Here is a 13,408-nt window from a genome sequence, read left to right as displayed (position 1 = left end):
TGGTTCGGCAGGCAAGGGGAGACGGCGCCTCAGCGTTCGCGCAGGCGCACGTCGAAATGGTCGCGCAGGAAATCGCCGAGCAGCATGGCGGCGAGGCTCACGAGTACGATCGCCGCAGCCGGCACCACCACGATCCAGGGTGCGGAGGCCATGTAGTCGCGCCCCTGGCCGACCATGGAGCCGAGCGTGGCCGTGGGCGGCTGGACGCCGAGCCCGAGGAAGGAGAGGGCGGATTCCAGCAGGATCAGGTTCGAGAAGTTCAGGCTCGCCATCACCACGACCGGCGAGACGATATTGGGGATCATGTGGACGGTCGCGATGTGCCAGCGGGTCGCTCCCGCGGCCCGGGCCGCCTCGATGAAGGGCATTTCCCGAAGGCCGAGAACCTGGGCGCGCACCAGCCTGGTGAAATGGGCCCAATAGGCGATGCCGAGCACACCGATCAGCACCGCGACATCGGTCCCCGCCAGCGCGACCACGAGCAGCGCGACGAGCGTGAAGGGCAATGACAGCTTGATGTCGACGAGCCCCATGACCAACGCATCGACCCGGCCTCCGAGCTGCCCGGCGACGAGCCCGAGCGCGACGCCGATGACGAGCCCAATCAGCGTTCCAAACAGCGCGAGCGCCAGTGTCAGCCTGAGGCCGTAGAGACAGCGCGAGAGCAGATCGCGGCCGAGTTGATCGGTGCCGAGCCAATGCGCCGGATTGGCGCGCTCGAAACCGAGCGGGGGCCGCAGCCGGGCCAGCAGCTTCTGCTGATCGGGGTCGAAGGGCGCAAGCACGGGCGCGAGCAGCGCCAGAAGAACGAGCGCGAGCGCCAGAAGCGCAGCCGCGACGACCAGTGCATTCATGCCCGCTGGGCGCACGAAGCGCCTGCGCGGCTTTCGCTCCGGTGCAAGCGCGATCTTGGCGTCGAGAGTATCGGTCATGACCGCTCAGGCTCCAGCCAGGCGCACGCGCGGATCGACCAGCGCATAGGCGAGATCGACGAGCAGGTTGACGACGATGACGGCGGCGGCGACGACGAGGACGCCGAATTGCAGGACGGGATAGTCGCGGCGCAGCGTCGCGCCGACCAGCAGGTCGCCGACGCCGTTCCAGGCGAAGACGGTTTCGACCACCACCGCGCCCGAGACGAGCGTGGTGATCTGCAGGCCGAGCACCGTGATGACGGGGATCAACGCATTGCGCAGGCCGTGATGCAGAATGATGCTGCTCTCGGCGAGACCTTTGGCCCGGGCCGTGCGCATATAGTCCTGCGAGAGGACGTCGAGCATGGCGTTGCGGGTGTAGCGGACCAGCGCCGCGATGAAATAGGCCGAGAGCGCGACCGTCGGCATGACGTAATGCGCGAGCGTGGCCGAGCCGGCGCTGGGCAGCCAATGCAGCGTGTAGGAAAAGACCAGCAGCAGCAGGATGGCGAGCACGAAATTCGGGATGGCGTAGCCGAAGAAGGCCGTGAAGAGCACGGCGCTGCCGCGCCCCTGGCCGCGCCAGACGGCAGCCAGGATACCGGCCGGCACGCCGACGCAGATCGTCAGGGCCAGGGTCGCGACCAGGAGCGAGGCGCTCTGCCAGAGCCGTTCGGTGAAGATCGTCGCGACCGGCCGGCGCTCCATCAGTCCGAGGCCGAAATCGCCTGAAAGCAGCGAGCGCCAGAACAGCCAGTACTGCTCGGCGACGGAACGATCGAGCCCCCAATAGGCGATCATCTCGCGCCGCGAGGCGGCATCCAGCCCTTCCGGCATCAGGAAGTCGATCGGGTTGCCGGTCAGGCGCGTGGCGAGGAAGACGACCGAGGCGATCACCCAAAGCGTGATGCCCATGCGCAGCAGTCGGCCCGCGAGGAATTCAAGCATGTCTTCCTCCTGCCCTGGAGCCGCCGGACGTCGCCCTGCATGCCCCGCCTCAGTCGTGGCCCGTGCTGCGACGGGCTCGTTCTAGGCCGCGCTTCATGACAGGACGATGAAACAAACTCATTCAATCTAGAATTTGACACTGAGATTATCTCAGTTCATGGACGGGCATCATTTGCTGTCAGTTTTGGATTCGCGCGATGGGCTCGCTTCACGGCATTCAGGGGTGTCTCGTCGATCTCGACGGCACCCTGGTGCGCGGCCGGCAGATGCTTCCCGGCGCAAATGTCTTTCTCGAAAGCCTGGAGGGGCGTTTCGTCATCGTCTCCAACGATGCCGAGCACACACCGCTCGAATTGTCGCGCGGCCTCAAGCGTCTCGGCCTGACCATCGCGCCGCACCGGATCGTTCTCGCCGGCGCGACCGCGCTCGACGAGATCGCGCGCTGGCGGCCCCGAGCCCGCATCGCCATGATGGCCAGCAAGAGCCTGATGATCCATGCCCGCGCCCTCGGCCTGGTCCCGGTGCAGGAGCGGCCGGACGTCGTCTTCCTCGGACGCGACCGGCATTTTTCCTACGAGCGCCTGATGGTTGCAGCCAATGCAGTGCGCTGCGGTGCCGAACTCGTGGTCGCCAATCCCGATCTCGTCCATCCCGGCCCGCATGGCGCGGTGGTGCCGGAGACCGGCGCTTTGCTGGCGGCGCTGCTCGCCTGCACCGGTCCGGTGCCCTGCCGCATCATCGGCAAGCCGGAGGCCGCCTTGTTCGAGGCTGGCCTGGCGCTGCTCGCGCTGTCGCGGAACGCGGTGCTGATGGTTGGGGACAACCCGGCGACCGATGGCGAGGGCGCCCGGCGTCTTGGCCTGCGCTATTTCGAGCTTCGCGACGGGGTCTTCCCTGAGATCTCGGCGCGTGCGCCTTGTCGCGATCCGGCCGGCATGCTGGCCTTATCCGCATGACGACGTCGAATCGCAATTCCGGACCGGCCGAGGCTGCCCCCGGCGAACCGGGCGCCGAGAAGCGCAAGGGCACCGGCACGCCCGGTCTCGAGGGGGCGCTCGAGCGCCTGCAGGCGCTACGCGCCAACCTGCCGCCCAAAGCTGCCCGCATCGCCGATTTCTTCATGAGCCATGCCGCCGAGGTGGTGCATATGTCGGTCACCGAAGTGGCCGAGCGCACCGGCGCGAGCGAAGGCAGCGTCATCTCGCTCTGCCAGCAGCTCGGCGCGCGGGGCTTCCAGCAGGTCAAGATCGCGCTGGCGCGCGATCTGGTGCAGCCGGTCCAGTTCATCCACGAGGATCTGGCCCGTTCCGACGATACCGGCGCGGTGATCGAGAAGATCTTCCGCAGCGATCTCCAGGCTCTGCACGACACCATGAAGGTGCTCGACACCACGGCGATGGAGGCCGCGGTCGCCGCGATCCTGAAGGCGCGCCGGGTCGAGCTCTACGGCATCGGCAGCGCGGCCCCGATCGCCGAGGATGCCAATTACCGCCTGCTGCGCATCGGCATCGAGGCGAAGGTCGTGGTCGATTCCCATGTCCAGGCAATCAGCGCCTCGTTGACCGGCCCCGACGTGGCGGTGATCACCATTTCCCATTCCGGCAGCACGCTTGAGACGGTCGCAGCCACGAAACTGGCCAAGGAAGCCGGCGCGACGACGATCTGCATCACCAATTTCGGCAAGTCGCCGCTGCTCGCCCATGCCGATATCGTGCTGCACACCATGGCGCGTGAAACGCAGTTCCGCACCGAGGCGATGACGAGCCGGATCGCACAGCTTGCCATCATCGACGCGCTGATCGCCTGCCTGTCGCTCGCCGATTACGACAAGGCCCTGGCGACGATCGGCAAGACCTTCGACGTCCTGTCGAGCAAGCGCTTCTGAGCCCGGGGGCAGGAGCCTCATCCCCGGGACGCCTGATCGAGCCTGCCGCGACGGCCTGCCTTCAGATGGCGCTGCGGGCCCCATGCCCGCTCAGTCAGTCCCGCTGGTTTAGAGATAGTCTAAATAAATCAAAGACTAAGCGGCTTGCGGGCTGCGTCGCTCCGTGGAAGAAGCGCCGGTGCTGGTTGTCCGATGCGCCGGGGTGAGTTGAGTCCATGACGGAAAATCCGTTCCACGAGGCGACGCTGGTCGCGCGCCGTTACCTCACGCCTGGCATGATCAGGCTGACCTTTTCCGGCGAGGGCCTGAACCGGTTTCGCTCGACCGGGATCCCGGACGAATATATCCGCCTGTTCTTCCCCGATCCCGCCACGGGCGAACTCGTCCTGCCGACGATCGATGCCGAGGGGCGCTGGGTCCTTCCGGAGGAACGCCAGCGCATCCGCTATTCCACCTATACGGTCCGCAGCTTCGACAGCGCGCGCTGCGAACTCGAGATCGACCTCGTGGTTCATGATGGGGGCAAGGCCAGCGACTGGGCTCGTGACGCCGAGATCGGCGCGCGGATCGTGATCAACAATCCGCGCGGGCTCTATGCCCGGCCAGACGCGCTGGACCGGCAGATCCTGATCGCGGATGCCACCGGCCTGCCGGCGGTTGCACGGATTCTCGAACAGACGCCGGAGCATGTCGCGAGCCGGGTCTTCATCGAGGTGGCGGATGAAACCCACGAGCAGCCCTTGCCGGACCATCGCCTGGCGACAACGACATGGTTCCATTGTCGCGATGGCGAAACGGATCGCAGCCGCCTCATCGACCTGCTGGCCTCGGAACAGCTCGACGACGGACGGACCTATCTCTGGGCCGCGGCCGAGAAGGCCGTCGTCAGGACATTGCGCGCCCAGTCCGAGGAGCTGAAGCAATCGGGCGCCGAGCGCCAGAAGATCGTGGCCTATTGGGCGCGCTGAGCCGCGATCGGAACAGCCGATTGCGGTTGCCTGCGCTTCACATGCGCAATCGTCGCACATGCCCCGTGGCGACCGCTTCCTCGACATAGTCGAGCAGGACGCTGCGGAAGGCATGCAGCCCGGCCGTGGGTGCTCCCGGGAGATGGACGATCCCGCCCGGCCGGGCCCCCGTCGGAACGACGAGGGGGACGATCCGGACAAGTCCGCGAACGAGATCTCCGACCATCGTCAGGCCGGAAAGTACCGTGATCCTGTCCGATGTCAGCAGCATTTCGCGGATCATCGACATGGAGCTGGCGCGCAGCACCGGGCCGCTGGGTACGAGATGGCTCGTGCGCAGGGCCGCGATCCTTCGGTCGCGACCGTAGTGCTGTCGAATGACGGCGGCAGGGGGTGGCGGTAGAGATGGGGAGTGCCCGGCGCGACCCATGCCCGTCGCGGCTTTCGATCGGACAGGGGCAACGGGAGTGGCGGCTGTGAAGAGACAGATCATCCGTGCCGAGCCGCTGGCGAGCTATCTTGAAAGGCACAAGGCGCCGACGTCGACGGTGACGAAGCATGGCGATACGATCTATGTATCGGGCGCGCCGCCGTTCGATCCGGAGACAGGCGAAATCTATACGGGCGGGATCGAGCGCCAGACGGAGCTTGTCCTCGAGCAGATGAAGCTCTGCGTCGAGATGGCAGGCTCCTCGCTCGACGACGTCCTGAAGGTCAATGTCTACGTCACCTCGGTCGAGATGTTCCCGGCGGTCAACGAGGTCTATCGCCGCTTCTTCCCCAAGGACCCCCCGGCTCGGATCTTCATCAACGTCCCGGCCTGGAATGGCGGCTTCGACATCGAGATGGATTGCATCGCCGCCGTGTGATGCGAGGAGCGCGGTTCGAGGAGAAGCCGATGTTCTCTGTGATTTTCGAAGTGCATCCGGCGCCGGAGCAATGGGATGCCTATCTCGGCGTGGCCAGGTCGCTGCGGCCCGAACTGGAGGCGGTGGACGGGTTCGTCGACAATATCCGCTATCGCAGCATGACCCGCGAGGGCTGGCTGCTTTCGCTCTCGGGCTGGCGCGACGAGAAGGCGGTGGTGCGCTGGCGCACGACGATACGCCACCATCTCGCGCAGGAGAAAGGCCGGTCCGGCATCTTCCTCGACTATCACCTGCGCGTCGGCGAGATCACGCGGGACACGCAGATCCCGGAGGGCCAGACGCTTCAGCAACAGCGTCTCGACGAGACGCAAGTCGGCGAGGGGACGACCGTCACGCTGATGACGGGCCTTAGGCCGGCCAATCTGGGCGAGGGAGCCGGCGCGGCCGAGTGCGCGGCGTCGCTCGGCCTGCTCCCGGGAGCCGCCGGCCTGCTGTCATGGGATGTGTTCGATGCGGTGCTGACGCCCGGCGACCTGATCCTGCTGCTGTCCTGGCGAGACATGAATGCGGCGACGGACTTTGAGGACAGGGCATCGCTTGCAGGGCAAAGACTGCGCCATGTCCGTGTCGTGCGCGATTACGGCATGTTCGACCGGCGCGAGGCTCCGCAATACTATCCAGAGGTCGATGCCCGGCTGCGTGGCGGCTAGGACCCTGCCACCTCGAGACATCGGCTGCACGCAGCCGCGGCTGGACCGGCCTCGCGTCTCGGGCAACTGGCGCCTTTCGCTCCCGGCTCAGAGCAGCCCCTTCAGGCGACAGAGACCAAGGGCTGCGACGCTCATCGCGTCCTTGATCCGGCCATCCCCAATCATGGCGATGACGGCGTCGAGGGGGAAGGTCCGGCTGATCAGCCCGTGTTCCTCGGGATCGAGCTTTGTCTCCGTCACCTGCAGATCGCGCGCGATGAAGATGTGGCAGCCTTGCGTCGAGTAGCCGTAGCACTCGAAGAGATGCCCGACATAGTGCATTTCCCTGGCCAGGAGGCCGGTCTCCTCCTGGAGTTCCCCGCGCGCCAGTTCGAGAGGGTCGGCGGTCGCAACGCCTTCCCAGGAGCCTTGCGGGAACTCCCAGAACCGGCCCTTCACCGGGTATCTGTACTGCTCGACAAGGCAGAGCGCGCCATCGCTCGCGACCGGGATGATCAGCGCGAAGTCGCTCTTCTCGACGACGCCATAGATGCCCCGGGAGCCGTCGCTGCGTTGGATGCTGTCCTCCCTGACGGTCATCCACCTGTTCCGGTAGACGACTTTCGTTGCGAGCGCCGTGATCTCGCAAACCGGGCTCTCGCGTCCAACGTCCTGTGCCATGCCCGCCGCTGCCCTTGCCCATGCGCCGTCGTCGGCGACCTCATCTGCATCCATCCATGCCTCAAGACGGGCCCCGGCGCATCCGCGCGCCGCAACGGCGTCGCGGTCCTCTTGTAATTACGTTATTTTACGATATATCTTAGTCATATCTAAAATGGAGAACATGAAGATGAATTTTGACCATCCCTCCCATCGAACCCATCGCAGGCATTCGCATCCCCGCGAATTCGGCCATCGCCCACCGCGGGATTCCCACCATTTCGAGCATGAACGGGGCCGGGATCGCGGCGAGCGCGGCGGCCGCAGGCGCATGTTCGATTCAGGCGATCTGCGCCTCGTTCTGCTCAAGCTGATCGCCGAGCAGCCGCGCCATGGCTACGATCTGATCCGCGCGATCGAGGAGGCCTCGGGAAGCAGCTATGTTCCGAGCCCCGGCGTCGTCTACCCGGCCCTGTCGATGCTGCAGGACCTCGGACAGATCAGCGAGGTCGCTTCGGAAGGCGCCCGCAAGGCCTTCGCGATCACGCCGCAGGGCACGGCCGATCTCGCCGCCCATGCGGAGAGGATCTCGGAGCTTCAGGCCCGCCTCGCCATGATCGCCACCATGCGCGAGCGCACGGATGGCGGCCCGGTTCGCCGCGCCATGGAAAATCTCAAGGTCGCGTTGAGAAACCGCCTCGGCGGCAACGATACGGATCCGAAGATCGTTCATGACGTTGCCGCGATCCTCGATGACGCCGCGCAGCGGATCGAGCGGCTTTGAAGCCGAAGAGGGCGGGGCAGGCGGCCTTGTCGCCTGCCCACGTCGCCCCTCCAGGAGACCTGGCATCCTGTTCAATGCCAGGGCTTCCGCGCCGGGAATGGCCCTTGGCGGTCTGTCGCCGCTCTTCGGGCAGGCGTCGCCGTCAGCTCGTCCTTTGCACCGCAGGCGGCGTCCAGGATCCGTCCATCGCCGCCGCTTTTGGCCAATAGGCCCGGACATAGAGCGAGAACACGCCCTTCGGGGCTGGCAGCCAGTTGGCGCGTTGAACCGGATCGGTCGGCGCGTCGGGCTGTACATAGATCGTCAGCGAACCATCGGCCGCAACCTTGAGATCCTTGTTCTTCGTGCCGACCGAGAAGCGGTTGATCGGGTTGGCGACGAAGAAATGGTGCTCATTATAGATCGAGAGCGACCAGAAGCCGTTCACCGGTGGCGTGCCGTCCTTGCCGAACGTCACGGTGTAACGGTTCGTGCTGTCGAGCCGTGCGCCCGCGGAATCGAGGTCCTGATAATAGTACTTCGTCTCATTGGGCGAATTGACCAGGATGTTCGATTTCGCGACCGCGGTCCGCGTGAAATAATCCGTTCCGAACGCGGATTCATTGGAGATCGTGCTCCAGTGATGCGGCAATTGCTGGCCGTAATTGCGGAACTGGAACAACGGGTTGACGAGCTTTTCCTCCGCCTCCTTGGCAGCCGCGATCATCGCCTGCTTCAGCTCCGGCCTGTCCTTGGCGGCAGCGAGCACGGCGAGCAGCTGTGCGTAGCGCGCTTCTTCCCCAGGGAGCGGTGGCGCATCGGCCAGCACTGCGGGAAGCTCGTCGAAGAATTTTTCAGGGAAGACCCAGCGTGTTTCCTCCTCGCCATGCGGGGCGCCGGGCACTCTGGGCAGCTTGCTCCACTCCATCGTCTTCATCCGGCCATCGTATTCGGCGAGCGGATACATCGCGATGCCGGTCAGTGCCTTCTGGATCGCGCGCTTGTCGTCGGGCGTGTCGTCCTGGAAGATGCGCGGCGCGACCAGGCCGGTATTGCTTGAGGCGCGAAACACGCGGGTGATGCCGTTGGGCACATTGCCCTGCCAATTGGGGCCAGCCAGCAGGTAGAAGCCGGGCGTGGTTCCGTACATCTTGCCGAGCTGAACGAAGCTGTCGGTGCGCAGATCGACGATCTGGTAGACCCAGAAGCGGTCGCCGAAATCCGGCACCTGGATCACCACCGGAGAGACGTCCAGCGTGATCATGCCCAGGCCATAGACCACGTCCTGGTTGGGGCAGGCGACATTGCGCTCTTCGGGATCGACATAGTCCATCAGCATGGTCAGGCTGTTCAGCGGCGCTTCGAGCAGCGGGCCGCTATACCTGTTCTCGGTCATTTTCGAGAAGGCGAGGCGGCGATTATAGACGTTGACCAGCGGCCAGGCCCAGAAGAACGCGTCGCGCGCGACATGGGCGGCATAGGCTTCGGTGATCTTCACGCGGGCATCGGGGCCTGGCGGCAGCGCGCGCGTCCAGCCAGGCGAGGGCGGCAGGGGCTGGGGCAAGGGCTGAGAGCTGAGCGAGGAGCTTTGCGCGCGCGCGGTGGAGGGCGCACTGGTGACGAGCGCCGACGCGGCGGCGAGTGTCGCTCCCGTCAGCAGGAGGTTGCGCCGATCAAGCCCGTTCTTGTCGCTCATGGTCGTCTTCCTCTTCAGAAACGGAACCGCGCGGCTGCGGCCTCACGGACGCGCCGCGTGGGAATGACCCGGTTGCCGGGCTTCACTGCCGTTTCACCAGTGCGGGCGGAAAATAGGTCGCATTGGCAACACCTTCCGTCGGCCGGTAGAATCGGAATGTGAGCCGATAACTCGCGCCCTTCGGCGTCGGCAGCCAGTTACCGTCGGGCGCATCGCCCGGCTTCTGATCGGCAAAATAGAGCGTCAGCGAGCCGTCGGCGCCATATTGCAGCTTCGACTGGTTGTTGAGCAGGAAGCGGTTGATCGGATTGGGCAGGACACGGAACCGCGCGCCGTCGACGGCGATCACCGACCAGAAGAACGTGGCGAACTGGGCGGGGAGCTCGTCCCTCGGGAAGGTCAGCGTGTAGACATTGTCACCGCTGAGATCATCCCCGGCCTGATCCTTGCTCCCCCGGTAATACAGCACCTCCGGCTTGATGTTCGCCCAGATGCCACCATGGTTGACCAGTGTCCGCGCAAGGTAGTCCAGGCCATATTCGCCGACGACGCCGGGCCGAGCCCAGCCATTCAGCACCGTGCCGTGGCCGATGATGGCTCCTGCCTTGGCGATATCGGCGAAGGCGCTGGTCCGGATCACCTGATCGACGCGGGCGCGCTCGGCCGGGTCCTTGACGGCCCTGGCGATGGCGCGGGCCTTGTCCTGCATCTCCTCGAGCCCGACGCTGAGGTCAGGCTCGCTGTCGAGTGCGGCATCCGCGGCCTCGAAGGCCTCGGCGCCCGGCAGTGCCTCGAGCGCGAATACCGGGGTCTTAGGAAGCTCCGGAAGCGTCGGTGTACCCGTCGCCCGGAAGGTGAACTGGTGCTGCAGGGCGATCGCGGTCTCCGGATCGGCGCCGAGTTCGACCCGGGCCAGCACCCGGGAATATCTCACGGGCAGATCGATACGCGTCGCTCCCGGGGGAAGCGCGACATCGGCGCCCCTCAGGCACATCGCGAATTCCCCGAACGGCCGCTTCGGAAACAGGCGCTCGTTGATATTGGCGACGGTCTCGCCCCAGCCATTGAGGAAATGGACCGTGTAGTAACGCCCCTCGACCTTCGGCACGGTGACGATCGTGCAGCTCTTCTCGTCGACCGCCACCCAGGCCTCGGAATAGGCGACATCGAGATTGGGATTGGGCCAATCGACCGCGCCGGGCTTGCGGTGCACCAGCTCGTTCCACTTGAACCCGTCCTGGAAATCGAGCTGCTGCTGGCGCGCAACGAGCAGGCGGCCCAACAGGTAGACATAGGCGTCGGCGATGTCCTGATCCGGCATGCGGGCAGGCTGCTGGGCGTTCGTGGTGGCCGCCCCAACCATGAGCATGGCCGCAAACAGTGTTGTTTTGACTGTTCTGTTGGTGATCATTCGATCCTCCCTGCGCTGCGGCGCGTCTTCTCGCAGCCGAGCCCGGAACCCGTCGGGCGTCGCCAAACCGGGTATGATCATCACCGATCGGCAAGCCGGAAGCATCCCCCATTCGGCCTCGTCACGCGAGGCCATTCCGGGGGCATCACCGCTTTCGGGGTCAAAATCGCTTTCCCGGCGATGCCGCTATCGGCGAACCTGGTTCGTCCGCGGCATTTAGGCGGCCCGCCCGCCAGGCATGATAGCGACCGGCAGGGCGCTGGGCTCAGGCGGACATCATGTCTGTCTAGGGGGCAGGAGCGGTCCTCGCGGAGAGCGCCGGAGCGCCCATGCCACGATCACGGTTCACCGGGGCCGCGCATATGGGGGCGCTTCAGCAAGGTTTCGGCATAGGTGCGGATGTCCGGCGGCCAGGCTTGGTTCTGCTCGGCGAAGCGCGCGTGATCCCCGGCGAACAAGGCGCGCGTCGCCTCCTCGAACCCCGCAAGGTCGCCGGCCATCGCCGCGATGAAGGTATAGGTCGCCGTCTGCGCGGCGCGGGCCTCGGTCCGGCCGCCATCGCCGCGTCGCGCCTCCTCCACCAGTCGGCGCAAGGCCTGCGAGGCGCCGCCCGGCTGCAGCGCCAGCCAGTCCCAATGTCGGGGGAGCAAGGTCACTTCCCGGGCGACGACGCCGAGCTTCGGGCGGCCGCGACCACGCTCCGGCATCCCGTCGTCCGGCTCGGACCCGGCGAGCGTTGGTTTCGCGCGGTCTGCCGCCTCGGCGCGTTCAACCAGGCGCGCCACGATCTCCGCGGTCTCGCCGCGCAGATTGAGGTCCACCACCGCGCCGGTCGCATCGTCGAAGGTGAGGCAGGCCGAGCCGGGATCGGTCTCCATCGCCGCCTTCACGACCAGCGCGACATCGATCAGCGGGCCAGCGGCGATACGGCGGGTTCCCTGGAAGGCGGTGCAAGGCTTGGACAGAAAGGGGGGCATGGTGGGGTTCTCGAATGGAGTCTTATATTACCCGGGTAAATCTCTTGATGTAAATATCATCCGGGTATAAATGGCGCGACCAGCCGGCGATGGCCGGATGGCTGGTGCAAAGGAGATGGATCGTGAAATCCGAGGACAGAAGGGCGGCCGTCGCGGCCTATAAGCTTCGCAAGGCGGCTCCCGGCCTCTATCTCCTGCGCTGCGCGACGACGGGCCAGCAATGGGCGGGAAGCGCGCCTGATCTCGGCACGATCTGGAACCGCCTGTCGTTCACGCTGCGCCAGGGCGCCAATACGCATCGCTCCCTCCAGGCGGCATGGCGGGAGCATGGCGCCGAGAGCTTCACTTTCGAGATCGTCGAACGGGTGGATATCGAGAAACTGCCCTATGTCCTCGATCGCTTTCTAAGGGACCGACTGGCGCATTGCTGCAAGACCCTGCAGGCCGAGCCGATCTGAAGACGGACCGGGACTGCGCCCTGTCCCATCCGTTCGGTGTCCGGGGCCTCAACTCGCGAGCTTAGCCAGCGGAATTCGCAGGGAAAGGGAAAGCCCGTCGTCTTTCCACTCTCGCGAGATCGCACCGCTCATGCCCCTCAGCAGGGCCCTTTCAAGCGTCGCTCCAAAGCCCTCGTGCAACCCGGATCTGGCCTGGGGAGAGGACCCGCACTCGTCCCATTTCACATGGAGAAGGCCGTCGGCGGCGCTGATATCGATGGTCAACCGCCCCCCGGGCGTAGACAGGGCGCCATATTTCGCGGCGTTCGTCGTCAACTCGTGCAGCAGAAGGGCCAGCGACGACAACACGTTGGCGGAGAGCTCCACGTCGGCACCGGTCAGCGTGATGCGCGAGTCCTGACTGTGTTCGTGAGGCGCCAGGATCGCCCGGGTCAGGGCGAGAACCGTCGTCCCGGCTTCTGAGACGCCATTCTGGCTCAGGTCGGGCAGGGTGAGGTCGTGGGCACGACCGAGCGCCTGCAGTCGCGATGTCAGATCGGCGGCGAGCTCCTGGACGTTCCTGGACGATCTCGCACTGAGTGAGATCAGTCCTGCCGTCAGGCTGAAGAGATTCTTGATGCGGTGATTGACCTCGCGCAGAAGCACGTCCTGCTGCGCCCGCGCATGCTCATGCAGGCTGATATCCTGCGTCAGGGTGAGGAGGGACGCGTCCTTGCGACGCCCGGCTTCTTCGAGGGCCTTGGCCTGCGCGGCCAGCTCGTCTCGCTGAGCCGCGATCTGTTGCCGCTGCCGGTACAGTTCGAAGAAGACCTCGGCCTTGCTGCGCAGGATGTCGGGCTCGATCGGTTTTTGGATGAAATCGACCGCGCCGGCCTCGTAGCCGCGAAAGCGGCGGCGGCCATCGGCGCTGCCGGCGGTGACGAAGATGATCGGGACGCGCCGGGTTCGCTCGTTGCCGCGCATCAGTTCCGCCAGCTCGAAACCGTTCAGGCCCGGCATCTGGACGTCCACAAGCGCCAGCGCGACATCGTTCTCGAGCAGCAGTTCAAGCGCCTCGTCGCCCGACCGCGCCTTCAGCAGAACAAGGCCTTCGCGCCGCAAAAGGCCTTCCAGGGAGACGAGGTTGTCCTCAAGGTCGTCGACCAGCAGGAATGAGACAGGACCCATGAT

General features: G+C 65.7%; 15 protein-coding genes. 7 read left to right on the top strand and 8 right to left on the bottom strand.

Annotated elements, in window-relative coordinates:
- Positions 1-29: 29 nt before the first annotated feature.
- Together BIWAKO_RS30820 and BIWAKO_RS30815 are read right to left on the bottom strand one after the other, a co-directional pair.
- On the bottom strand, positions 30-932 hold the full coding sequence (locus BIWAKO_RS30820) for an ABC transporter permease (RefSeq protein ID WP_074471642.1): 903 nt from the start codon (positions 930-932) through the stop codon (positions 30-32).
- Between the two features lie 6 nt (positions 933-938).
- Positions 939-1,862, bottom strand: a complete 924-nt coding sequence (locus tag BIWAKO_RS30815; protein WP_069881882.1) for an ABC transporter permease — start codon at positions 1,860-1,862, stop codon at positions 939-941.
- A gap of 197 nt (positions 1,863-2,059) precedes the next feature.
- Here BIWAKO_RS30815 and BIWAKO_RS30810 point away from each other — a divergent pair, with 197 nt between their 5' ends.
- From BIWAKO_RS30810 to BIWAKO_RS30800, 3 genes are all read left to right on the top strand, one after another.
- Positions 2,060-2,818 carry an HAD-IIA family hydrolase gene (locus BIWAKO_RS30810; protein ID WP_069881881.1) on the top strand — a complete coding sequence of 253 codons (759 nt, stop codon included), beginning with the start codon at positions 2,060-2,062 and terminating at the stop codon, positions 2,816-2,818.
- A complete protein-coding gene (locus tag BIWAKO_RS30805; RefSeq protein WP_084652052.1) occupies positions 2,815-3,747 on the top strand; it encodes a MurR/RpiR family transcriptional regulator in 933 nt (310 codons plus the stop codon). Before BIWAKO_RS30810 ends, BIWAKO_RS30805 begins: the two co-directional genes overlap by 4 nt.
- 215 nt (positions 3,748-3,962) lie before the next feature.
- Complete coding sequence (locus tag BIWAKO_RS30800) at positions 3,963-4,715, top strand: siderophore-interacting protein (RefSeq protein ID WP_069881880.1); 753 nt, start codon at positions 3,963-3,965, stop codon at positions 4,713-4,715.
- Positions 4,716-4,752: 37 nt separating this feature from the next.
- Here the strand turns inward: BIWAKO_RS30800 and BIWAKO_RS30795 are convergent, their stop codons facing one another.
- Complete coding sequence (locus tag BIWAKO_RS30795) at positions 4,753-5,004, bottom strand: hypothetical protein (RefSeq protein WP_069881879.1); 252 nt, start codon at positions 5,002-5,004, stop codon at positions 4,753-4,755.
- A gap of 187 nt (positions 5,005-5,191) precedes the next feature.
- Between BIWAKO_RS30795 and BIWAKO_RS30790 the strand changes: the two genes are divergently transcribed.
- Positions 5,192-5,584 (top strand): RidA family protein, encoded by a 393-nt coding sequence (locus BIWAKO_RS30790; protein ID WP_069882953.1) that lies wholly within the window; start codon positions 5,192-5,194, stop codon positions 5,582-5,584.
- 29 nt (positions 5,585-5,613) lie between these two features.
- The gene (locus BIWAKO_RS30785) at positions 5,614-6,294 is read left to right on the top strand and encodes an antibiotic biosynthesis monooxygenase family protein (RefSeq protein ID WP_069882954.1); all 681 of its coding nucleotides are present in this window, start codon (positions 5,614-5,616) and stop codon (positions 6,292-6,294) included.
- Between the two features lie 87 nt (positions 6,295-6,381).
- On the opposite strand, the gene BIWAKO_RS30780 is transcribed toward BIWAKO_RS30785, so the two are convergent.
- Complete coding sequence (locus tag BIWAKO_RS30780) at positions 6,382-6,954, bottom strand: NUDIX domain-containing protein (protein ID WP_069882952.1); 573 nt, start codon at positions 6,952-6,954, stop codon at positions 6,382-6,384.
- A 310-nt stretch (positions 6,955-7,264) separates the two neighbouring features.
- On the opposite strand from BIWAKO_RS30780, the gene BIWAKO_RS36930 reads away from it, so the two are divergent.
- Positions 7,265-7,717 carry a PadR family transcriptional regulator gene (locus BIWAKO_RS36930; protein WP_244523595.1) on the top strand — a complete coding sequence of 151 codons (453 nt, stop codon included), beginning with the start codon at positions 7,265-7,267 and terminating at the stop codon, positions 7,715-7,717.
- 142 nt (positions 7,718-7,859) lie between these two features.
- On the opposite strand, the gene BIWAKO_RS30770 is transcribed toward BIWAKO_RS36930, so the two are convergent.
- The 3 genes from BIWAKO_RS30770 to BIWAKO_RS30760 all read right to left on the bottom strand — a co-directional run bounded on the left by BIWAKO_RS30770 (position 7,860) and on the right by BIWAKO_RS30760 (position 11,780).
- Entirely contained in the window at positions 7,860-9,392 is a 1,533-nt protein-coding gene (locus BIWAKO_RS30770) for a DUF1254 domain-containing protein (RefSeq protein WP_201788669.1), read from the bottom strand.
- 82 nt (positions 9,393-9,474) lie between these two features.
- On the bottom strand, positions 9,475-10,803 hold the full coding sequence (locus tag BIWAKO_RS30765; RefSeq protein ID WP_069882949.1) for a DUF1214 domain-containing protein: 1,329 nt from the start codon (positions 10,801-10,803) through the stop codon (positions 9,475-9,477).
- A gap of 338 nt (positions 10,804-11,141) precedes the next feature.
- Positions 11,142-11,780, bottom strand: a complete 639-nt coding sequence (locus tag BIWAKO_RS30760) for a DUF2239 family protein (RefSeq protein ID WP_069881878.1) — start codon at positions 11,778-11,780, stop codon at positions 11,142-11,144.
- A gap of 89 nt (positions 11,781-11,869) precedes the next feature.
- Between BIWAKO_RS30760 and BIWAKO_RS30755 the strand changes: the two genes are divergently transcribed.
- On the top strand, positions 11,870-12,238 hold the full coding sequence (locus BIWAKO_RS30755) for a GIY-YIG nuclease family protein (protein ID WP_069881877.1): 369 nt from the start codon (positions 11,870-11,872) through the stop codon (positions 12,236-12,238).
- A gap of 48 nt (positions 12,239-12,286) precedes the next feature.
- Here BIWAKO_RS30755 and BIWAKO_RS30750 read toward each other — a convergent pair whose 3' ends face one another.
- A complete protein-coding gene (locus tag BIWAKO_RS30750) occupies positions 12,287-13,405 on the bottom strand; it encodes a response regulator (RefSeq protein ID WP_069881876.1) in 1,119 nt (372 codons plus the stop codon).
- Positions 13,406-13,408 lie beyond the last annotated feature (3 nt).

It is taken from the genome of Bosea sp. BIWAKO-01, assembly GCF_001748145.1.
In the GTDB taxonomy this organism is placed as follows: Bacteria; Pseudomonadota; Alphaproteobacteria; order Rhizobiales; family Beijerinckiaceae; genus Allobosea.
The sequence above is the reverse complement of the archived record's forward strand: the minus strand, read 5'-3'. Positions and strand labels throughout refer to the sequence as shown.